The following is a 20,630-nucleotide window of genomic DNA, read 5'->3' on the forward strand; positions in this document are numbered from 1 at the left end:
AAAGCGCCGGTATTTAGGCCGATATGACACTTTGATCGGTTCCGGGGCGGTGCTTAACTGAAGCTCTGGCCGATCAAGGAGCCCCGTCATGTACCTGCATCAGTTCGCCGAAACCCACGAAGTCACCAACCAGCCACCGTCGCTGGACGGCACCAACCTCTACCGCATCGACCTGCCGTTGCAGGAGTGGTCGCGGCGGTTCGGCGCCGGCTGGGCCGAGTCGCGGATCGACGCTTACGGCGCCTTGGCCGGCGGCCCGTTGATGGAGGCCGGGTTCCTCGCCAACCAGAACAAACCGGTGTTCGCCAGCCATGACCGCTACGGTCATCGCATCGACCTGGTGGAGTTTCATCCGGCGTATCACGAGCTGATGCGCACGGCCATCGAACATGGCTTGACGTCGTTGCCCTGGGCTCATCCACAGGACGGCGCCCATGTTGCCCGCGCCTCCATGACCTATTTGCACAGCCAGGCCGAGGCCGGCAGCGGTTGCCCGCTGACCATGACCTTCGCCAGTGTGCCGGCGATGCGTTTGCAGCCGAATCTGGCTGAGCAATGGCTGCCGAAAATCCTCGCCACCGAATACGACCCGCGCAATGTGGGCATGGCCCACAAGGCTGGCGTGACCATCGGCATGGCGATGACCGAGAAACAGGGCGGCACCGACGTGCGCGCCAACACCACCAAGGCTTATCCGGTCGGCGCCAGTGGCCCGGGCCAGGCTTATGAACTGGTGGGGCACAAGTGGTTCTGTTCGGCGCCGATGTGTGATGCGTTTCTGACGCTGGCGCAAACCGACAAGGGCCTGAGCTGTTTCCTGCTGCCGCGCCATCGCCCGGACGACACGCGCAATCAGTTCTATATCCAGCGCCTGAAAAACAAACTCGGCAACCAGTCCAATGCCTCCAGCGAAGTGGAGTTCCGTGGCGCACTGGCGTGGATGGTCGGCGAAGAAGGGCGCGGCGTGCCGACCATCATCGAGATGGTGGCCATGACCCGTTTCGACTGCATGGTCGGCTCCAGTTCGCTGATGCGTCAGGCGCTGACCCAGGCCAGCCATCACTGCGCCCATCGCAAGGTCGGCGGCAAACTGCTCAGCGAACAACCGCTGATGCAGAACGTGCTGGCCGATCTGGCGCTGGAAAGCGAAGCCGCGCTGGCTCTGAGCCTGCGCATGGGCAAGGCGCTGGATCATCTGGACGACCGCCATGAAGCGCAGTTCGCCCGATTGGTGACGGCGGTGGGTAAATACTGGATCTGCAAACGTGCGCCGGGAATGATCAACGAAGCCGCCGAGTGCATGGGCGGCGCCGGGTATGTCGAAGACAGCATCCTGCCGCGGCTGTACCGCGAAGCGCCGGTGAACTCGACGTGGGAAGGCTCTGGCAACGTGCAATGCCTCGATGTGTTGCGCGCCTTGTCGAAAGAGCCGGGTGTGCTTGACGTGTTGTTCAGCGAGTTGGGCGACGGCCATGGCGACAAGCGACTGGCCACGCACATCCAGCAATTGCAGGCGCAGTTCAAGGACACAAGCGACATTCAGTACCGCGCTCGGCAATTGACCGAAGACATCGCTTTGGGACTGCAAGCCAAGCTGCTGCTGGAGGCCGGGAATTCGGCGGTCAGCGATGCTTTTATCGCCAGTCGCCTGAGCGGTGGCGGTCGGGCCTACGGCGCTTTACCGCGTGGGCTGGATGTCGAGGCAATCGTCGCTCGCTCGACACCGCAAGGTTTCTGAAGGGGGATCGCGACAAAGCCACAACGCCACTGTTTCCGTGACGCCACGATGCAGGCAAGATGAAGCTCTGCAAGTCAGAACACAGGAAGCTGATCGTGACCGAAGCGTTTATTGTCGTTCAAACCGCCGAACAGGCCGTGGATCGTCTGGCCGAGCTGCATGAGCGGGCCACCACGGCGCTGAACTCGGCGCTCAAGCGTTATCTCAAGGATCGCGTCGAGCCCGACGCCGAGCAACGTGCCCTGTTCCGTTATCCCGAACTGCGTCTGACCTACCACTGCCAGGGTGAAGTCCCGCAGACCACCCGCGCCTACGCCAAGGTGCAGTTGCCGGGCACCTACAGCGTGACCGTTACCCATCCGAAGGCGTTTCGCAAATACCTGCTCGAGCAGCTCACGCCGCTGATGCACGACTTCACCGTGACTGTCGAAGTCGGAGTCAGCGGGCAGAACATTCCGTACCCGTACGTGGTCGAGCAGGGCGATGAACTGGCCGGCTCCGGTGTCACTGCCGCCGTGCTGGCGCGAGTGTTCCCGAGTACTGACCTGTCCGCCGCCACCGATGGCATCGCCGACGGCCTCTACGACTGGGAAAACACCGATCCACTGCCATTGGCGCTGTTCGATGCGGCCCGCGTCGACTTCTCGCTGCGTCGTCTGGTGCATTACACCGGCAGCGACTGGCGCCATGTGCAGCCGTGGATTCTGCTGACCAACTACCACCGTTATGTCGACCAGTTCATCGTCCATGGTCTGGAGCAACTGCGCCGCGACCCGCGCTTCGTGCGCATGGTGCTGCCGGGCAACGTGATCATCGAAAAAGGCATGGATCACGGCGAAGCCTCGGCGATTGCCGCCGGCGTGGTCTGGCACCGCTACCAGATGCCGGCCTATCACCTGATCGCCAGCGATGGCCACGGCGTGACCCTGGTGAACATCGGCGTCGGCCCGTCCAACGCCAAGAACATCACTGACCACCTGGCCGTGTTGCGTCCGCATTGCTGGCTGATGATCGGTCACTGCGGCGGCCTGCGTCAGTCGCAGACCATCGGCGACTACGTGCTGGCTCACGCTTATATGCGTCGCGACGGGATTCTCGACCGGGTGGTGCCACCGAATATTCCGATTCCGGCGCTGGCCGAAGTGCAACTGGCGCTGCAACAAGCGGCAGCCAATATCACCGGCGAGAAGGGCGAAGAGCTGAAGAAGCGCCTGCGCACCGGCACCGTGCTGACCTACGACGACCGTAACTGGGAACTGCGTTGGGCCCAGGAGCGACCGCTGATCAACCTGTCCCGCGCCGTGGCGGTGGACATGGAAAGCGGCACCATCGCCGCCCAGGGTTATCGCCTGCGAGTGCCGTACGGCACGTTGCTGTGCGTTTCGGACAAACCGCTGCACAGTGAAATCAAGCTGCCGGGTTCGGCCAACGCGTTTTACGAACGTGCGGTCAGTCAGCACTTGAAGATCGGCATCGAAGCGGTGGATCTGCTGCGCACCGAACTCAATTCGCTGCACTCGCGCAAACTGCGCAGCTTCGACGAGCCGCCGTTCCGCTAAAGGTTTGTCGTGGTCATTTGGCGGTCGGGGCACTAGCATTGTCAGCCCAGATCGCCAGATGTTGTTTTGCCCATGTCCCGTCCCCAACGTCCACCTTCTCGCCGCCCCGGCGTGAAGCCATCCTCTTCAGCCCCGCGCCGTGTCGCCAAGGCACCACCGGCCGAGCCGAAGCTGATCCTGTTCAACAAACCGTTCGATGTGCTGACGCAATTCAGCGACGGTGAAGGGCGGGCGACGCTCAAGGATTACATCGACATTCCGGGCATCTACCCGGCCGGGCGGCTGGACCGCGACAGCGAAGGTTTACTGCTGCTGACCAACGACGGCCAGTTGCAGGCGCGGATCGCCGACCCCAAGCACAAGCTGGCGAAAACCTATTGGGTGCAGGTCGAAGGCGTGCCGACAGCCGAGCAGTTGCAGCGTCTGCGTGACGGCGTCGAGCTGAATGACGGCATGACCTTGCCCGCGCAAGCGCGGCAACTGGATGAGCCCGAGCTGTGGCCGCGCAATCCGCCGGTACGCTTTCGCGCAACGATTCCGACAACCTGGCTGGAGCTGGTGATTCGCGAAGGGCGCAACCGCCAGGTGCGGCGGATGACAGCGGCGGTGGGGCTGCCGACGTTGCGGCTGGTGCGGGTCAGGATTGGTGACTGGACGATCGAAGGGCTCGATCAGGGCCAGTGGAAAGAAGTGCCGGCGCGTTTATAAGGCGCCGGATTCGATCAGGCCGATCACCACGCTCTTGATGATGAACGCGGCCACGCCCAGGCCCAGCACGAAGAACAGAATGAACGAGCCGAAGCGCCCGGCCTTGGACTTCTTCGCCAGATCCCAGACGATGAAACCCATGAAAATGATCAGGATGCTGACAAGGCCAGTCATCATCCACTCTTCAAATACTGCTGGATCCATCGGGCATCTCCGGCGCTGCGCGGCTGAAAGGGCGGCCGGGAGTATACGCCAGCGGTGAACGACGCAGCATTGACCTGCGTCGGTGTGCCGCAGTCATTCGTCGATTTCAGCTGCGCAGATGAGTCAGCGGCAGTTCGGTGCTGTTGAGCACCTGATTCAGCACAAAACTCGAGCGCACGCTGGTTACGCCTTCGATCCGGGTCAGATGCCCCAGCAGCAGCTTCTGATAGTGATCCATGTCCGGCACCACCACTTTCAGTTGGTAGTCGGCATCCACGCCAGTCACCAGGCTGCATTCCAGCACTTGCGGCAAGGTGCGGATTGCGGCTTCGAAGTTCTCGAAACGCTCCGGCGTGTGGCGGTCCATGCCGATCAGCACGTAGGCGGTCAGGCTCAGGCCGAGCATCTTGCGATCGAGCAGGGCGACTTGACGGGAGATGTAGCCGTCATCCTCCAGTTGCTTGACCCGGCGCGAGCACGGGGAGGGCGACAGACCGATGCGCTCGGCCAGTTCCTGGTTGGAGATGCGGGCGTCGCGCTGCAATTCCGCCAAAATACTCAGGTCGTAACGGTCGAGTTTGCTCATCAAACGGTCCTTTGTCTTAACTATTGCGGCGGATTATCTATCCAGGGTTAAAAATTGCGCAAGTGATGTTTATTTGAGCAATCTTCGCAATCATCTGTCGCAGCGCCGGGCCTATTCTTATCACCAGAATCACTGCTCGGTAACACAGTCCACTGCGGCCCGCCCAATCCGGCCCGCCGCGGCCGCCACCCCCACCGGGGTTGTGCCGGCCCCCGAGCTGCACACTGTCCAGAAGACGGCGTGAGGTGAGCCGACGTCAAAAGCGTCGAGCCAGGACGAAGTTCTCTAGAAGGGAGGCCGACGGGTCTCCCTTTTTTCTTGCCCGCGATTTGGCCCATCTCGCTCAATAAATAAATGACGTGACTGATAACCTGTAGCAGAACCCGGTGTGTCCATCTCCGGTCTTAGCTACACGCCCTCTTAATTTCAGGCTCAAGTCCGCAGTGAGGAATTCCATGAAGTCGCGCATCTGGCGTCTGGCCAGTGTTGGTTTGCTGTGTGTGAGTGTCGGTGCGCAAGCGCTGGCGGATGAGCCGCAGAATCGCGGCCCCGACGGCGGCGGACGCGGGCCGGAGCATCAGGGCAACAATCAGGGGCATGGCGGCGGTGATCAGCAGCGCGGCCAGAACAGTCCGCAGCGGCAGAACAACGACATCATTCGTGGCGACAATAGCCGCCAGTTCGAGCACAACGGTCAGCAGAACCACGGCCAGTGGCAGAACCAGAACCAGCCACGTCCGGCGTACAACCCCAACCCGGTGCGCCAGCCGCCACCGCCGCCGCAATTGCCGGCCAACGATCTGCCGATCCAGCCGCGCCCCGACACCGTGCGCCAGACCCAGGAACCGCGTCAGGGTTACTACCGCGACGAGCGCCCGCAGAACGGTTATCACCAGAACTGGCAGACCGGCAACCGCCCCAACGACAACCGCTGGCCGGGTCGACCCGATGGGCATGGCAACGGCTGGGGCCCCGGTCCGCAATACCGGCCGGGTCATGTGATCGACCGTTTCCCGGATCGGGATTACCGCGTGCCGTATCGCGGCCAGGACTATTTCTACTCCGGCGGCTACTGGTATCGCCCGCAAGGCCCGCGCTACATCGTGGTTCAGCCGCCGCGCGGGATTCGCATCCAGTACCTGCCGGATTACGCTCGGGAAGTGTGGATCGGCGGCTCGCTGCTGTTCCTTGCCGCCGGCTCGTACTACGCCTATCAGGAAGCGACCCAGGATTACGTGGTGGTCGAACCGCCGGCGCAGCAGCCAACGCAGCCGACCGGCAATGGTTATGACGTGGAGGCGTATCCGGCCAACGGCCAGTCACCGGAGCAGGTTCAGCGCGACGGCTATGAGTGCTATCAGTACGCGGTGCAGCAGAGCGGCTTCAATCCGCGCACCGCGACTTACCAACCGGCACCCGAAGTGGTGCAGGCCTACCGCCAGGCCCAGGGCAATTGCCTGAGCAGTCGCGGTTATCAGGTCAACTACTGAGCCCGGGCGGCTTTGACCACTTCCTGCGGGTCGGCGTGCACCAGCACTTCTGCCCGTGGGTAGGCTTTGTGAATGGCATCCGCCGCCTGATCGCTGATGCCGTGAGCAACTGACAGCGTCAGCTCCCCCGGCAATTCCAGGTGCAATTGCACGAACCAGTGATTGCCGGAAATCCGCGTGCGCAAATCATGCGCGCCCAATACCCCCGGTACACCGCACGCCAGTTCGAGCATGTGCTGACTGACATCCGCCGGCAGCTCTTCATCCATCAGCACCGAAAAACTTTCCCGGGCGATCTGGATTGCGCTCCATAAGATGTAGGCAGCGATCCCCAGACCGAACCACGCATCCAGCTGATCGAAACCCAAACCGGCCAACACCAGCGCAATCAGAATGCTGCCGTTAAGCAACAGGTCCGAACGGTAATGCAGCGAGTCCGCCCGCACGGCGTTGGAGCCGGTCTGCTTGATGACCCGATGCTGCAGCATCAACAGTGCGACAGTCAGCAGCAGGGAAAATACGATCACACCAATGCTCAGCCACGGCGCGCCGAGTGGCTCGGGATGTTTCAGGCGCTCATAAGCCTGAAACGCGATCAGCACCGCACTGCCGCCAATGAACAGCGCCTGCGCCATGCCCGCCAGCGACTCGGCCTTGCCGTGGCCATAACGGTGATCGTCGTCCGCCGGACGCAGCGCGTAATGCACCGCCAGCAGATTGAGCAACGAAGTGACGCCATCGAGGGCCGAGTCGGTGAGGCCGGCGAGCATGCTCACCGAACCGCTCAGCCACCAGGCGATGGCTTTGGCGATAATCAGCGTACAGGCCACCGCCACCGAGGCGCGGGTCGCCAGCCGCAGCAGGCGGGCGTGTTCGGTGCTTGTGGTCATGGGTGCGTCAATTCCTTATGCGGCAGGTTGCAGGCCGAACATCGCCAGTTGCTGGGTGCTGCCCTTGTGCTGGATCAGGCGCGGGTCGTCCAGCGGCAGATTGCGGCCCAGCTCCGTTTCGAGAATAGCCTGCAACTTCAAGTTATCGACCTGACCGTCCGGGCCGATGGCTTGCTTGAGCTTGGCCGGATCGACCTGCGCCGTGTGGCCCGGTTCGAAGTAGATCGCGCCGGTGGCGAAGTCCACGGCAAACGCGATCACGCCGGGAAGGATATAGAACAGCAGGCCCACGGCATCGAGCACGGCAATCGCCGGGTCGATCTTGCCGTCGATCTGGCCGCGCCGGTCTGGGTAGAAAATCGAACCGCACGCGGTGATCTGAGTGAGCAGGGTGGCAACCAGTACACCGCCGATCAGGCGAAAAGGTAAGCGCATGGGAATCTCCTGAGTCATCTGTTAACGAAGCGTCATCGTGTGAAGTTAAGACCCTGACGAACGCCTGGCAGTTCGCCGTTATACTCGCCGCTCTGTTTTGGAGCCAGTATGAATTCGTTGCCGATCGATGACGTTTTACCCGCCCTGCGTGAAGCCCTCGCGACACGTCACGAAGCCGTGCTCGAAGCACCGCCCGGCGCCGGTAAAACCACCCGCGTGCCCTTGGCCCTGCTCAATGAAGCGTGGCTGAACGGGCAGACCATTCTCATGCTCGAACCGCGTCGGCTGGCCGCCCGCGCAGCCGCAGAACGGTTGGCCAGCGAGCTGGGCGAGAAGGTTGGTGAAACCGTCGGTTATCGCATCCGCCTCGACAGCAAAGTCGGCCCCAACACCCGCATCGAGGTGGTCACCGAAGGCATCCTCACCCGGCGCTTGCAGGACGACCCGGCGCTGGAAGGCGTGGGCCTGCTGATCTTCGACGAATTTCACGAACGCAGCCTCGACGCCGATCTGGCGCTGGCCCTCAGTCTGAACGGTCGCGAGCTGTTTCGAGCTGAACAACCGCTGAAGATTCTGCTGATGTCCGCCACCCTCGAAGGCGAACGTCTGGCCGGCTTGCTCGACGACGCACCGATCCTGCGCAGCGAAGGCCGGATGTTCCCGGTGACGATGCGCTGGGGCCGACCGTTCCAGCCCGGCGAGTACATTGATCAACGCGTCACGCAAACGGTGCTCGAAGCGCTGCACGATGAAACCGGCAGCCTGTTGGTGTTTCTGCCGGGGCAGGCGGAAATCCGGCGGGTTCATCAGCAACTGGCGGACGCCATCGGTGAGCGCAGCGACGTCTTGCTCTGCCCGTTGCACGGCGAACTCGACCTGAATGCACAACGCGCCGCCATCGACCCGGCCCCGGCGGGCCAGCGCAAAGTGGTGCTGGCCACCAACATCGCCGAGACCAGCCTGACCATCAACGGCGTGCGCGTGGTGATCGACGCCGGGCTGGCGCGGGTGCCGCGTTTCGATCCGGGCAGCGGCATGACTCGCCTCGACACACAGCGCATCTCCAAAGCCAGCGCCACTCAGCGCGCGGGCCGGGCCGGGCGTCTGGAACCGGGCGTGTGTTATCGCCTGTGGTCGCAGGACCAGCATGAGCAACTGGCGGCTTATGGCAGCGCGGAAATCCTCTCGGCGGATCTCGCCGGGCTGGCCTTGCAACTCGGTCGCTGGGGCGTGGCGCCGAGTGATCTGATCTGGCTGGACGTGCCACCGGCCGCCGCTTATGCACAGGCTCAAGACCTGTTGCAGCGCCTCGGTGCACTGGACGGTGAAAGCCTCAACCGCCACGGTCAGGCCATGGCCGAATTGCCGGCCCATCCGCGCATCGCTCATTTGCTTTTGCGCGGTCAGGCACTGGGTCTGGCGAACATGGCATGCGACGTCGCCGCGTTGCTCGGCGAGCGGGACATTTTGCGCGGCGCCGGGGCGGATCTGCACAGTCGTCTGGTGCTGCTGTCCGGCGAAGAGCGCGCGGCGCGCGGTGCCCAGGGCGGCGTGCAGCGTGCCCGGCAACTGGCGCGGCAATATCGCGGCTACCTGCGTGGGCAACCGAGCGAGCCGGTCGCCGATCCGGATCACCCACGCTGGCTCGGCGCCTTGCTGGCGCTGGCCTACCCGGATCGCGTCGCCCAGCAGCGACGGGCCGGTGGCGCCGAATATCGTCTGGCCAACGGCCGCGCGGCGCTGTTCGCCGAAGCCGACAGCCTGATGAAGGAACCGTGGATCGTGATCGCCGACCTCGGCAGCCGCCAAGGCCAGCGTGAAGAGCGGATTTATCTGGCGGCGGATTTCGATCCGGCGCTGTTCGATTCGGTGCTCGCCGAACAAGTGCACAACGTCGATCAACTGGACTGGGACGAACGCGAAGGCGTATTGCGCGCCGAGCGTCAGCGCAAGGTGGGCGAACTGATCCTCAGCCGCGAACCACTGACCGGCCTCGACGAAAACGCCCGCAGTCAGGCGCTGGTCAATCTGGTGCGGCGCAAAGGTCTCGAGCTGCTGCCGTGGACTCCGGAACTGCGCCAGTGGCAGGCGCGAGTCGCGTTGCTGCGCCAGCTCGACCTGGACGCCAAGGGCGACAGCCAATGGCCGGATGTCAGCGACGCCACACTGCTGAAAACCCTCGAAGACTGGCTGATGCCTTATCTGGGCAAGGTCTCGCGCCTCAGCCATTTCGCCAACCTCGACCTGTCGAGCATCGTGCGCAATCTGCTGCCGTGGCCGCTGCCGCAACAGCTCGACGAGCAGGCGCCGCATCACCTGAGCGTGCCGTCGGGCTCGTCGATTCGACTCGACTACAGCGAGCAACCGCCGATTCTCGCGGTGCGCTTACAGGAGCTGTTCGGCCTCGCCGACACACCACGCATCGCCGGCGGCCGGCAAGTGGTCAAACTGCACCTGCTGTCGCCCGCACGGCGCCCGGTGCAGGTGACGCAGGATCTGGCCAACTTCTGGCGCAGCACCTATGCCGAAGTGAAGAAGGATCTGAAGGGGCGGTATCCGAAGCACTATTGGCCGGATGATCCATTGGTGGCTGAAGCCACTGCTCGGGCAAAACCACGGGGTACGTAACAGACGGCATTCAGGTAGGCCTTCCATCTTCCTCAATTATGCGTAATTATTTCTTTATTCATAAATTATGTATTTTGACATAAAGGCTCATAATGACTCCGGAAACCAAGGACTCGCTGCTCTTCCCTCGCACCAACCTGGCTGAAGGAATCCTGGTCACTTTCGAGTCACGCCTGCAGAACGCCGCGACGATATTCGCGCCTCGGCGCAAGGGCAAAACCACCTTTCTGATCAACGATCTGATACCGATTGCCAAGGCACACGGCTTTATTGTTGCAACAGCAGACCTGTGGTTTGACAAGGCGCATCCTGAGCGGGTGATCGCGGGTGCGTTGTATGAGGCCATCCACGGTACAGGGTTCTTGCGACGCAACTGGCTGAAGCTCATGCGACCGGGGTCTCTGGTCCAGTCGGTGGAGGCCGGCGCCAGTACCGACGGCGTAACAGTGAAGGCCGAGCTGGCGAAGGAGGGCGGACTGAACCTGATCGAGCTCTTCGAGCGCTTCCGGATACTCGGTAACGGCAAGGCGCTGCTGATCATCGATGAGGTTCAGCATCTGGCGAGCCGGAAAGAATTCGAAGACTTGACTGCTACGCTCCGTTCGCTACTGCAGCACGCGCACGGTGAAGTCTTTGCAGTGTTTACAGGTTCCTCCCAGGATGGCCTGCATCGAATGTTTCGTCGTACCAAAGCACCGTTCTATCAGTTCAGCCACGAGATCCAGTTTCCTAATCTTGGCCTGGAATTTGTCCAGCATCTGGGCCAGCGGTTCCAGGAAATCACCGGAAGGGAGTGGGAGGTAAACGCCGCTTTCGAGCGTTTTGCTGCCCGGGGATACATGCCCAAGTACATTCGCGATGTATTTCTGCTGTGTCTCACTGAGGGGCTCAGCGTGCGAGATGCAGATCATCGAGCCTGGGGCACCATGACGGACGAAGGCAACTTCGAGAACCTGATTCTGGAGATGGCTCCTCTGGATTTCACTGTACTTATCGGGCTGGTGAGGGGGCTTCCCATTTTTTCTACCGAAGGACGCGAGTGGATTGGCAGCGAGATGCCCGGTGGCCACGTGCCCAGCGCGGCGACGGTTCAGACTGCCTTGAAGCGCCTGCAACGCCGCGACCTGGTCGGCAACCTCGGGCATGGTGAGTGGGCGATTGAAGACATTGCCATGGAAGGTTACTTGCGTCGGAACTTCGTTGAAATTGACCCTCAACTCGGTACGGAAAACGATCAATAGGTTTTTTGGGGGTTGGCATCGGCTTTCCGGCGACAGCCTGAGTTTTATAAAGCTGGTATCAAAAGATCGCAGCCTGCGATCTTTTGATTTTCATCGGCTGGCCTTCGCCGTCAGCTGCTCCCGACAATAATCGGCAAACAGCTGCGCCGGTTTGGTCAGTTGTCCGCGTTTGAGCCACGCCGCCACCAGGCCTGACCCGGTGACGTTTTCGACGATGTCCACGCACACGACTTTCTTGCCGTCGTAGGTGCATTCCGAATGCGGGCGGGTGACCAGGATCGAGAAGCCGAAACCTTGGCCGACCATGCCGCGCACCATTTCGATTGATGGCGAACTGAACTCGATGCGTGGCGACAGGCCGAGTTCTTCGAACAGGCTGACGAAGTAGGTGCGGCTCGGTTGTACGTCGAGCAGGATCATCGGTTCCAGGCACAAGTCGCGCAGCGAAACCTGCTTGAGCTGGGCGAAGCGGTGATCGGCCGGGAGCAGGGCGTAAGGTCGTTGGGCCGGCATCAGCGGTTCGGTTTCGATGGTGGCGTCGAGGTCGTGCTTGTACAGGATTGCCAGATCGAAGGTGCCCGAGGTCAGGCCTTGCACCAGTTCCTGTTGTTCGCCATCGCGGATGCGGATCTTCACCCCCGGATACAGCGCCGAGAAGCCGGCAATCAGTTGCGGCAGGTACAGCGGTGCCACCGTTTCAAAACAGCCGATATCGATCTGCCCGGCCACCACGTCGTTGTCGGCGAGGGCGTTCTGTTCGAACTCCTTGGCCATGCGCAGCAGTTCCTGAGCCTTGCGGAAGAACCGCGCACCGCTCGGCGTCAGGGACACGCCCTGGGCGTGATGGCGGATCAGCAGTTGCACGCCGAAGCTGTCTTCCAGCCCCTTGATCGCTGTGGAAATCGCCGGTTGCGCGATGTACAGCTTGCGCGACGCTTCGGCGACGCTGCCGCATTCGACGGTGGTGATGAAGTATTTCAACTGACGCAGGTTGTAAGCGGCCACGGTGAACCTCAAAGCGAACGGATTTCACATCCAAGCAATTTGTAAGCCGCCGGCCTCCGTTCTGTCGGCGGTTTTTTTGTCCCTGAACAATAGCCCCATACGCGCGCGAAGGGGCCATCGGCTGGTTACCTTTTTTATTGTCTGCGAAGACATTTTTACTGGTTTTAGCGCGCACGGGCCTGAGCGACTATCGACCCCGCACTGTTCTCAAAAGAATAAAAGTCCAAGGAGCAACCACCGTGTTCGAGCTTGCAGACTGGCAGCGCAAGGCCGCTGAATTGAGCTATCCGTACCAGGCCGTGATCGACGGCAAACTGCGTGCGGCGCAGTCGGGGCAGACCTTTGCCGCGATCAACCCGGCCACCGGCCAGCTGCTGGCAAACGTCGCCGCGTGTGGTGAAGAGGATGTTGACGCGGCGGTGCAGAATGCGCGACAGGTGTTCGAGGCCGGCACCTGGGCCGGGCGTTCACCGACTGAGCGCAAGCAAGTGCTGCTGCGGCTGGCGGATCTGATTCTGGCCAATCGCGAAGAACTGGCGCTGCTCGATTCGCTGAACATGGGCAAACCGGTGATGGACGCTTACAACATCGACGTGCCGGGCGCCGCCGGGGTGTTCCGCTGGTACGCCGAAAGCCTCGACAAGCTCTACGATCAGGTCGCGCCGAGCGCCTCGAACGTGCTGGCGACCATCACCCGCGAAGCGCTGGGCGTGGTCGCGGCTGTGGTGCCGTGGAACTTCCCGCTGGACATGGCCGCGTGGAAACTCGCCCCGGCGCTGGCGGCGGGCAATTCGGTGATTCTCAAACCCGCCGAACAATCGCCGTTTTCCGCGTTGCGTCTGGCCGAGCTGGCGCTGGAAGCCGGGCTGCCGGCCGGTGTGCTGAACGTGCTGCCGGGGCTCGGCGAACAGGCCGGCAAAGCCTTGGGCCTGCACCCGGATGTCGATTGTCTGGTGTTCACCGGCTCGACGCAGGTCGGCAAATATTTCATGCAGTACTCCGCGCAGTCGAACCTCAAACAGGTGTGGCTGGAGTGCGGCGGCAAGAGCGCCAATCTGGTGTTCGCCGACTGCAAGGATCTGGATCTGGCGGCGCAGAAAGCCGCGTTCGGGATCTTCTTCAATCAGGGCGAAGTCTGCTCGGCCAACTCGCGGTTGCTGGTGGAGCGCTCGATTCATGATGAGTTCGTCGAACGACTGAAGGCCCAGGCCGAACGCTGGCAGCCGGGCGATCCGCTGGACCCGGCGAGTGCGGCCGGGGCGATTGTCGACACCCGTCAGACCGAAAGCGTTCTGCGCTTCATCCATCAGGCCGAACGCGAAGGCGCGACCCGCGTCTGTGGCGGCCGTCAATTGAGTTTCAACGGCTCGGACAACTTCGTTCAGCCGACGATTTTCACCGACGTGCAGCCGCACATGACCCTGTTTCGTGAAGAAGTGTTCGGCCCGGTGCTGGCGGTGATGCCGTTCGATGACGAGGCCCACGCCTTGCGACTGGCCAACGACAGCGTCTACGGTCTGGCGGCGTCGCTGTGGACCGATGATCTGCACCGCGCGCACCGGGTGGCGCGGCAATTGCGAGCCGGTACGGTGTCGGTCAACAGCGTCGATGCGCTGGACGTGACCGTGCCGTTCGGCGGCGGCAGACAATCCGGTTTCGGCCGCGATCTGTCGCTGCACTCGTTCGACAAATACACCCAGTTGAAAACCACCTGGTTTCAACTGCGCTCATGACAGCCGCTCACAACAAGAAAGGAGATCCGGCGATGACCACCTCACGTGAAACCCGCGACTACCAGGCCGCCGATGCAGCGCACCACATTCATGCATTCGTCGACCAGAAGGCCCTCAACGACGAAGGCCCACGGGTGATGGTGCGCGGGGAACGCCTGCACCTGTGGGACAACGACGGTCGGCGTTACCTCGACGGCATGTCCGGGCTGTGGTGCACCAACCTCGGTTACGGGCGCAAGGATCTGAACGCCGCGGCGAGTCGGCAACTGGAGCAGTTGCCGTACTACAACATGTTTTTCCACACCACCCACCCGCAGGTGATCGAGCTCTCCGAGTTGCTGTTCAGCCTGCTGCCGGGCCACTACAGCCACGCGATCTACACCAACTCCGGCTCCGAGGCCAACGAGGTGCTGATCCGTACCGTCCGCCGTTACTGGCAGGTGCTGGGCAAGCCCGAGAAGAAAATCATGATCGGCCGCTGGAACGGTTACCACGGTTCGACCCTGGCCGCGACGGCCCTTGGCGGCATGAAGTTCATGCATGAAATGGGCGGGATGATTCCCGACATCGCGCACATCGACGAGCCGTACTTCTTCGCCCACGAAGGCAACCTGACCCCGGCTGAATTCGGCCTGCGGGCGGCGCAGCAACTGGAAGCGAAGATCCTCGAACTGGGCGCCGACAAGGTCGCCGGATTCATCGCCGAACCGTTCCAGGGCGCGGGCGGGATGATCTTCCCGCCGGAAAGCTACTGGCCGGAAATCCAGCGCATCTGCCGCCAATACGACGTGCTGTTGTGCGCCGACGAGGTGATTGGAGGCTTTGGTCGCACCGGCGAATGGTTCGCCCACGAATACTTCGGTTTCGAGCCGGACACCCTGTCCATCGCCAAGGGTTTGACCTCCGGTTACATCCCGATGGGTGGCCTGATCCTGTCGAAGAAAATGGCCGACGTGCTGGTGGAGCAGGGCGGTGTGTTCGCCCATGGTCTGACCTATTCCGGGCACCCGGTGGCGGCGGCTGTGGCGATTGCCAACCTCAAGGCATTGCGCGATGAAGGCGTGGTGACGCGGGTCAAGGATGACATCGGGCCGTACCTGCAACAGTGCCTGCGCGAGGTGTTCGGCAATCACCCGTTGGTGGGCGATATCCAGGGCACGGGCATGGTTGCGGCGTTGCAACTGGCCGAAGACAAGGCCACGCGCAAGCGCTTTGCCAATGAGAACGACATCGCCTGGCGCTGCCGCACGATTGGTTTTGAGGAGGGGGTGATCATTCGCTCGACACTGGGGCGGATGATCATGGCGCCGGCGTTGATTGCCAGTCGTGAAGAGATTGACGAGCTGGTGGGTAAGACGTTGAAAGCGCTGGATCGTACGGCGCAGGAATACGGCCGGCTCTAACTCCCCCGATCGCTCGTTCCGTGTCCTGATCGTTCCCACGTCGAGGCGTCGAACCGTCTGCGTGGGAATGCCTCAAGGGACGCTCCGCGTTCCAGCTCTCGAATGGGACGCAGAGCGTCCCGGGCTGCATTCCCACGCAGAGCGTGGGAACGATCTCCGCCAGACTTTTTCCCATCTGCACCCACCTCGGGCACCCCCGCCCGACGCGCCCTTTCGCGGTGCGCACTACCCAGTTTTTTCATCGTTCGCGTCTAACTATTTCCTCGTTTTCCTGAGGCCAAGCCTGGGTCAACATCGATTTCGCCAGCCAAGGCATTGCCCGCCAGAGTCCAGCAGAGACCGCAGCGTGCAACCGCGAGACCACGGCTGGCTGTACTGCCCATGACAACTAAATCAACAGCGTTGGGAGTGCTCCATGAACAAGTCCTTGTTTACCCGTCTTGCAGGTCCTCTGGCGATTTCCGCCCTTTGCGTCACCGCCGCTCAGGCTGGCACCTTGTCGATCGGCCACACCACGTGGGTCGGTTACGGCACCCTGTATCTGGCTCAGGATCTGGGCTACTTCAAGGAAAACGGCCTGACCGTCGAATTGCCGGTGGTCGAAGAAGCGTCGATGTACATGGCCGCCCAGGCGTCCGGGCAATTGTCCGGCTCGGCCTCGACCATCGATGAAGTGCTCAAGTACCGCCCGCAGTTCTGCTTCAAGGCCGTGGCCGCGCTGGATGACAGCCATGGCGGCGACGGTGTGCTGGTCGGTAAAAACGTGAAGAGCCTGCAGGAACTCAAGGGCCAGGCCGTGGCCGTCAACGAAGGGTCGACCTCGCAGTTCTGGCTCTCGTACCTGCTGAAAAAGAACGGCATGAGCATGAGCGATATCACCGTGCAGAACATGACCGCCGACGATGCCGCCACCGCGTTCATCGCCGGTCGCGTGCCGGCCGCCGTGACCTGGGAGCCGCACCTGTCGATGGTGCGTGACAAGCAGCAGGGCAAGGTGCTGATCGACAGCAGCAGTACGCCGGGGGTGATCGTCGATGTGGTGGCGCTCAACTGCACGGTGATCGAGAAGCAGCCGGAAGACGTCAAGGCGCTGGTCGCCGGTCTCTACAAAGCGGTGCAGTACACCAAGGACCATCCACAGAAAGCCTACGAAATCATGGCCAAGGGCGTCGGTGGTTACCTGTCTGATCCGAAGGAACTGGCCGCCGCTGCGCAAGGCGTGCGCTTCTACGATCAGGCCATGAGCGAAAAACTCCTTGGCTCGCCGGGCAAGCCGGGTGACAGCGCACCGCTGATCAAACTGGCCAACGAAACCGCCAGTGAATTGCAGGGCAAGCCCTACAACGTCAGCAATGACGATCTGGTGGATAACCGTTTCGTCAGCCCGCTCTAGGAGACTGCTCATGTTCAAGCGCAATTCATGGCTGAGCCGCTGTATCACGCCGAAGACCGGGTTGCCGGTGCCGGTGGTGTGGAGCGCCAGCGGTCTGGCCTGGGTGTTGCTGGTCGGCCTGTGGGCCGGGTTGTCTTATGGCGGCATCGTGCCGGGGATGTTCCTGCCGACGCCCGGCGCAGTGGTCGAAGCCGCCGTGCGCCTGAGCCGCGACGGCACCCTCGGCCAGCATGTGTGGGCCAGTGTCGAAGTGGTGATGGTCGGTTTCATTGTTTCGTCGCTGGTGGCGGTGCCGCTGGGCTTGCTGATGGGCAGCTTTCGCATCGTTCAGGCGTTCCTCGAACCGCTGGTCAATTTCATTCGCTACCTGCCGGTGACCTCGTTCGTGCCGCTGTTCATCCTCTGGATCGGTATCGGTCTGGAGCAGCGGGTGTCGGTGATCATTTTCGGTGTGTTCTTCCAGCAACTGGTGATGATCGCCGACGTGTCCAAAGGCATCTCCAAAGACTTGATCAACGCCTCCTACACTCTCGGCTCCACCCGGCGTGACGCGGTGCTGCACGTGATCGCCCCGGCGTCGTTGCCCGGCGTGCTCGACACCTTGCGGGTGACCATGGGGTGGGCCTGGACCTATCTGGTGGTCGCCGAACTGGTCGCCGCATCGAGCGGCCTCGGTTACTTGAGCCTCAAGGCCATGCGCGGCTTTCAGGTCGATGTGATTTTTCTCGCCATCGCGATCATCGGCCTGCTCGGCCTGGTCACCGATCAACTGTTCCGCTTCTTGCGTTTGAGGATTGCCGCATGGGCTCAGTAACCGCTGCCAACCGTCGTTTCATCGAGCCGGTCGCCGCACCGGCACACGCCGCGCCAAGGTTGCAGGTGGACAAGGTCAGCCTGCGCTACAGCAAACCCGGCGGCGGTACATTCACTGCGCTGGAAGAAGTGTCGTTCGAAGTGCCGGATCAGCAGTTCGCGGTACTGGTCGGGCCGTCGGGTTGCGGCAAGTCGAGCCTGTTGTACCTCACTGCCGGCCTGGCCGAGCCGACCTCTGGCGAAATCTACGTCGGCGGCCAGCAAGTGCAGGGCCCCGGCGCGGATCGCGGGATGGTGTTCCAGAGCTACACGCTGTTCCCGTGGCTGACCGTGCGGCAGAACGTCGAGTTCGGCCTCAAGCGCCGGGGCATGCCGGCGGCGCGGCGCAAGGAAATTGTCGATCACTATGTGCACGAAGTCGGCCTGTCGGGATTTGCCGACAACTACGCCAAGCAGTTGTCCGGCGGCATGATGCAACGGGTGGCGATTGCCCGGGCATTGGCCAACGACCCGCAGATCCTGCTGATGGACGAACCCTTCGGCGCCCTCGACAGCCAGACCCGCCTGCAAATGCAGCAGCTGTTATTACGGGTGTGGGGCAACAGCAAGAAAACCGTGCTGTTCGTCACCCACGACATCGACGAGGCGATCCTGCTTGGCGACCGGGTGTACGTGATGGGCGCCAGGCCGGGGCGGATCAAGCAGATTCTCGATGTGCCGATCGAGCGCCCACGCACGCTGGACATGGTGATGGAGCGCTCATTCATCGACATGAAACGGCAGATCTTCGGGCTGTTGCACGATGATCTCGAAGAGACTCATTGAGGTCAGTTGGGCGGCAGGAGGAACTTGGCAATCACCGGCAAATGATCGGAAATGCGCAAGGTATCGTCCTGCCGCACCGTGGCTTCAACCCGTTTGATCTTCGGGCTGTAGAACAGGTAATCGACCGTGCGGTCCGGGCCGTTGAGGCCGGGGTCGTTGGGGTAATGGGTCAGCCACTTGGCGCGGTCGATGCCGCTGGCTTCGTTGTTGGTCGGGATCATCGGGTACTTGTCCCACAGCACATGCAGCGCACTGTCGGCGGTGTACGGCGTGCGCTGCTCGGTGGGCAGGCGCCGGTACTGGCCGAGCGGCAGCAGATTGAAGTCGCCGCCGATCAGCCACGGCGTGCCGTGGCTTTCGTGTTTGTCGAGGACCTTGGCCACCGCTGTCACCTGCGCCTGCAAGGTGTCGTCCGGTTGGGTGGCGCGATCCAGATGGGTGTTGAACACCACCAGTTGCCCGCCATCGCTGAGCGGCAAAGTGGTGGCGAGCAGCGCATCTTTCGGCTGGAACTGACGGCTGATGAGGTTCGCCGGCTGCACCGGCAATTGCAGGCGCTCGGCGTGTTCAATGCGGTAGCGGCTGAGGGTCGCGAGTTGCCGGCCGACGCTGCCGAAAATGTGCGGATCCGGGACGAAATCGGCCTTCCAGTCAAAGGCGTGGGCGCTGCACGGGTAGAGGTCGGTCAGGCGTTCCTGCAACAGTTTGAGCTGGTTCTGATAGTCGCTGGCCTTGGCGCCGTCATCCAGTTCCTGCAACAGCACCACGTCGGGCTGTTCGTCGCGGATCACCCGCGCCACTTCATCGAGGCTGAACGCCATGTCTTCCGGGGTCGGGGCTTCGTCGTCGCCTTGCGCCAGGTCATTCCAGAACACGTAACGCTTGCCGGCCAGGTATTGCACGTTCCAGGTCATGACTTTCAGGGCCTGGCCGGGCACCAGCGTCGGCGGTTGCCCGGTGCAGCTGACCGGCAGGGTTTCCCGGGCATCGGGGCGCCAGGTCAGGCTGTAGATCAGCGTGCCGATCAGGGCGAGGGCGAGCAGTACGGGCAACAGGATGTAGCGCAGTAGACGGGTCATGGCTCGGCTTATAGCGATACGGAAGTGGTCCCGAGCATACCCGAGACCCATCGATCAGCCCAAGCTCGGTGCAGTCAGACTAATCCGTCACGTTTGTCGGGCAATTCGCTGATCAGCATGAACAGGCGGAACAGCACCACGCTGGTGAACAGTTGCAGGAAGCTGTGACCGCTGTCGATCAGCACTGCAATCAACGGATTCTGCGGATCGGGATAGACCTGCAGGGTCAGGCCCTTGAGCAGCCACAGCGGCCCCATCACACACAGGATGCACGCCAGAATCCGCAGAAAATGCCCGCGGCTCAGGCGCAGGCTTTCCTTCATCGCCTGCAACGGACCGTAACCGCGCAGCACCAGCAGGTACTCACCGAAGGCCAGAGTGACCATCAGCCACAGGCCCGGCAGGAAATACAGCGACAGCCCGAGCAGAATCAACAGCGTGTTCAGCGCAGTCAGCAGGGCAAAGCGCGGCCACAGACGAGCGGCCATCGCCAGCAGATCGCGGGTTTGTGGGGATTCGCCGCGGGTGCGGGCATCGAGAAACAGAATCAGCGCTGCGGTGTACAGCGGATAGACCAGCAGGCCGACGATCACGCTGATGGCCGAGTAACCGTCCGGGTCGCTGGCATGGTCGACCACCTGTTGCAGCACGGCTTCGACAATCACCAGCGGCAGGCACAACTGGACGATCCGGCCCAGATTGCGTTTGAAGAAATACAGGGAGTCGCGCAGCACATCGAAGGCATTCATCAGTCGGTATCGCAGGTCAAAAACAGTGGCCCACTTTAACCGATGATCCGTTTCGCTGCGCAAACGTAAACGTTCGGTAAAGGTCATTGAAACATTCTGTTGCTGCCTCCATTACAGAGGTGCGCCTGCTCCGACGTGGAGGAGGGCAACG

The 20,630-nt window shown here is 62.2% G+C and carries 18 protein-coding genes; 11 read left to right on the forward strand and 7 right to left on the reverse strand.

The genetic code is table 11. The features are described from left to right. The first annotated feature begins 88 nt into the window (after positions 1 to 88). The 3 genes from ACM6JM_RS26485 to ACM6JM_RS26495 all read left to right on the forward strand — a co-directional run bounded on the left by ACM6JM_RS26485 (position 89) and on the right by ACM6JM_RS26495 (position 4,005). Positions 89 to 1,738, forward strand: a complete 1,650-nt coding sequence (locus ACM6JM_RS26485; RefSeq protein WP_414882763.1) for an acyl-CoA dehydrogenase family protein — start codon at positions 89 to 91, stop codon at positions 1,736 to 1,738. A gap of 59 nt (positions 1,739 to 1,797) precedes the next feature. After that, complete coding sequence (gene amn / locus ACM6JM_RS26490; RefSeq protein ID WP_011336076.1) at positions 1,798 to 3,297, forward strand: AMP nucleosidase; 1,500 nt, start codon at positions 1,798 to 1,800, stop codon at positions 3,295 to 3,297. Positions 3,298 to 3,369: 72 nt separating this feature from the next. Continuing rightward, entirely contained in the window at positions 3,370 to 4,005 is a 636-nt protein-coding gene (locus ACM6JM_RS26495) for a pseudouridine synthase (RefSeq protein WP_039771829.1), read from the forward strand. Here ACM6JM_RS26495 and ACM6JM_RS26500 read toward each other — a convergent pair. Continuing rightward, entirely contained in the window at positions 4,000 to 4,209 is a 210-nt protein-coding gene (locus ACM6JM_RS26500; RefSeq protein ID WP_003228500.1) for a DUF2788 domain-containing protein, read from the reverse strand. The genes ACM6JM_RS26495 and ACM6JM_RS26500 overlap by 6 nt on opposite strands. 106 nt (positions 4,210 to 4,315) lie before the next feature. Continuing rightward, entirely contained in the window at positions 4,316 to 4,795 is a 480-nt protein-coding gene (locus tag ACM6JM_RS26505; protein ID WP_007909658.1) for an Lrp/AsnC family transcriptional regulator, read from the reverse strand. A 455-nt stretch (positions 4,796 to 5,250) separates the two neighbouring features. Here ACM6JM_RS26505 and ACM6JM_RS26510 point away from each other — a divergent pair, with 455 nt between their 5' ends. Further along, positions 5,251 to 6,285, forward strand: a complete 1,035-nt coding sequence (locus ACM6JM_RS26510) for a DUF6515 family protein (RefSeq protein ID WP_085668075.1) — start codon at positions 5,251 to 5,253, stop codon at positions 6,283 to 6,285. Here ACM6JM_RS26510 and ACM6JM_RS26515 read toward each other — a convergent pair. Both ACM6JM_RS26515 and ACM6JM_RS26520 read right to left on the reverse strand, forming a co-directional pair. Beyond that, entirely contained in the window at positions 6,279 to 7,175 is an 897-nt protein-coding gene (locus ACM6JM_RS26515) for a cation diffusion facilitator family transporter (RefSeq protein WP_074691557.1), read from the reverse strand. The genes ACM6JM_RS26510 and ACM6JM_RS26515 overlap by 7 nt on opposite strands. Before the next feature lie 15 nt (positions 7,176 to 7,190). Then, positions 7,191 to 7,610, reverse strand: coding sequence for a hypothetical protein (locus ACM6JM_RS26520; protein WP_039771823.1), 420 nt, complete (start codon positions 7,608 to 7,610; stop codon positions 7,191 to 7,193). Between the two features lie 108 nt (positions 7,611 to 7,718). Here ACM6JM_RS26520 and hrpB point away from each other — a divergent pair, with 108 nt between their 5' ends. Continuing rightward, positions 7,719 to 10,238 (forward strand): ATP-dependent helicase HrpB, encoded by a 2,520-nt coding sequence (gene hrpB, locus ACM6JM_RS26525; protein ID WP_210710564.1) that lies wholly within the window; start codon positions 7,719 to 7,721, stop codon positions 10,236 to 10,238. A 92-nt stretch (positions 10,239 to 10,330) separates the two neighbouring features. Next, a complete protein-coding gene (locus tag ACM6JM_RS26530) occupies positions 10,331 to 11,479 on the forward strand; it encodes a hypothetical protein (RefSeq protein ID WP_039771819.1) in 1,149 nt (382 codons plus the stop codon). Positions 11,480 to 11,569: 90 nt separating this feature from the next. Here the strand turns inward: ACM6JM_RS26530 and ACM6JM_RS26535 are convergent, their stop codons facing one another. Then, entirely contained in the window at positions 11,570 to 12,484 is a 915-nt protein-coding gene (locus ACM6JM_RS26535) for a LysR family transcriptional regulator (protein WP_085668071.1), read from the reverse strand. Between the two features lie 239 nt (positions 12,485 to 12,723). Here ACM6JM_RS26535 and ACM6JM_RS26540 point away from each other — a divergent pair, with 239 nt between their 5' ends. The 5 genes from ACM6JM_RS26540 (at position 12,724) to ACM6JM_RS26560 (ending at position 18,651) form a co-directional block, all read left to right on the forward strand. Then, entirely contained in the window at positions 12,724 to 14,217 is a 1,494-nt protein-coding gene (locus ACM6JM_RS26540) for an aldehyde dehydrogenase (RefSeq protein ID WP_414882764.1), read from the forward strand. Positions 14,218 to 14,249: 32 nt separating this feature from the next. Beyond that, positions 14,250 to 15,620 (forward strand): aspartate aminotransferase family protein, encoded by a 1,371-nt coding sequence (locus tag ACM6JM_RS26545; RefSeq protein ID WP_039771816.1) that lies wholly within the window; start codon positions 14,250 to 14,252, stop codon positions 15,618 to 15,620. A gap of 415 nt (positions 15,621 to 16,035) precedes the next feature. After that, on the forward strand, positions 16,036 to 17,013 hold the full coding sequence (locus ACM6JM_RS26550) for an ABC transporter substrate-binding protein (protein WP_085668069.1): 978 nt from the start codon (positions 16,036 to 16,038) through the stop codon (positions 17,011 to 17,013). 10 nt (positions 17,014 to 17,023) lie between these two features. Then, positions 17,024 to 17,827 (forward strand): ABC transporter permease, encoded by an 804-nt coding sequence (locus ACM6JM_RS26555; protein WP_085648700.1) that lies wholly within the window; start codon positions 17,024 to 17,026, stop codon positions 17,825 to 17,827. Then, positions 17,815 to 18,651 carry an ABC transporter ATP-binding protein gene (locus tag ACM6JM_RS26560; protein ID WP_074691545.1) on the forward strand — a complete coding sequence of 279 codons (837 nt, stop codon included), beginning with the start codon at positions 17,815 to 17,817 and terminating at the stop codon, positions 18,649 to 18,651. Before ACM6JM_RS26555 ends, ACM6JM_RS26560 begins: the two co-directional genes overlap by 13 nt. Before the next feature lie 2 nt (positions 18,652 to 18,653). Here the strand turns inward: ACM6JM_RS26560 and ACM6JM_RS26565 are convergent, their stop codons facing one another. Continuing rightward, entirely contained in the window at positions 18,654 to 19,730 is a 1,077-nt protein-coding gene (locus tag ACM6JM_RS26565; protein ID WP_134333470.1) for an endonuclease/exonuclease/phosphatase family protein, read from the reverse strand. Between the two features lie 74 nt (positions 19,731 to 19,804). Continuing rightward, positions 19,805 to 20,479 carry a YciC family protein gene (locus tag ACM6JM_RS26570; RefSeq protein WP_218188769.1) on the reverse strand — a complete coding sequence of 225 codons (675 nt, stop codon included), beginning with the start codon at positions 20,477 to 20,479 and terminating at the stop codon, positions 19,805 to 19,807. Positions 20,480 to 20,630: the final 151 nt, after the last annotated feature.

The organism is Pseudomonas sp. IT-P2, from assembly GCF_949767575.1.
Lineage (GTDB): Bacteria > Pseudomonadota > Gammaproteobacteria > Pseudomonadales > Pseudomonadaceae > Aquipseudomonas > Aquipseudomonas pharyngis.

What these genes read in the sequence shown, in the direction of transcription:
- hrpB (WP_210710564.1), top strand. Translation starts at nt 7,719, where the DNA reads ATGAATTCGTTGCCGATCGATGACGTTTTACCCGCCCTGCGTGAAGCC.
- ACM6JM_RS26565 (WP_134333470.1), bottom strand. Translation starts at nt 19,730, where the DNA reads ATGACCCGTCTACTGCGCTACATCCTGTTGCCCGTACTGCTCGCCCTC.
- ACM6JM_RS26550 (WP_085668069.1), top strand. Translation starts at nt 16,036, where the DNA reads ATGAACAAGTCCTTGTTTACCCGTCTTGCAGGTCCTCTGGCGATTTCC.
- ACM6JM_RS26530 (WP_039771819.1), top strand. Translation starts at nt 10,331, where the DNA reads ATGACTCCGGAAACCAAGGACTCGCTGCTCTTCCCTCGCACCAACCTG.
- ACM6JM_RS26555 (WP_085648700.1), top strand. Translation starts at nt 17,024, where the DNA reads ATGTTCAAGCGCAATTCATGGCTGAGCCGCTGTATCACGCCGAAGACC.
- amn (WP_011336076.1), top strand. Translation starts at nt 1,798, where the DNA reads ATGAAGCTCTGCAAGTCAGAACACAGGAAGCTGATCGTGACCGAAGCG.
- ACM6JM_RS26510 (WP_085668075.1), top strand. Translation starts at nt 5,251, where the DNA reads ATGAAGTCGCGCATCTGGCGTCTGGCCAGTGTTGGTTTGCTGTGTGTG.
- ACM6JM_RS26495 (WP_039771829.1), top strand. Translation starts at nt 3,370, where the DNA reads ATGTCCCGTCCCCAACGTCCACCTTCTCGCCGCCCCGGCGTGAAGCCA.
- ACM6JM_RS26570 (WP_218188769.1), bottom strand. Translation starts at nt 20,479, where the DNA reads ATGAATGCCTTCGATGTGCTGCGCGACTCCCTGTATTTCTTCAAACGC.
- ACM6JM_RS26515 (WP_074691557.1), bottom strand. Translation starts at nt 7,175, where the DNA reads ATGACCACAAGCACCGAACACGCCCGCCTGCTGCGGCTGGCGACCCGC.
- ACM6JM_RS26505 (WP_007909658.1), bottom strand. Translation starts at nt 4,795, where the DNA reads ATGAGCAAACTCGACCGTTACGACCTGAGTATTTTGGCGGAATTGCAG.
- ACM6JM_RS26545 (WP_039771816.1), top strand. Translation starts at nt 14,250, where the DNA reads ATGACCACCTCACGTGAAACCCGCGACTACCAGGCCGCCGATGCAGCG.
- ACM6JM_RS26520 (WP_039771823.1), bottom strand. Translation starts at nt 7,610, where the DNA reads ATGCGCTTACCTTTTCGCCTGATCGGCGGTGTACTGGTTGCCACCCTG.
- ACM6JM_RS26485 (WP_414882763.1), top strand. Translation starts at nt 89, where the DNA reads ATGTACCTGCATCAGTTCGCCGAAACCCACGAAGTCACCAACCAGCCA.
- ACM6JM_RS26500 (WP_003228500.1), bottom strand. Translation starts at nt 4,209, where the DNA reads ATGGATCCAGCAGTATTTGAAGAGTGGATGATGACTGGCCTTGTCAGC.
- ACM6JM_RS26560 (WP_074691545.1), top strand. Translation starts at nt 17,815, where the DNA reads ATGGGCTCAGTAACCGCTGCCAACCGTCGTTTCATCGAGCCGGTCGCC.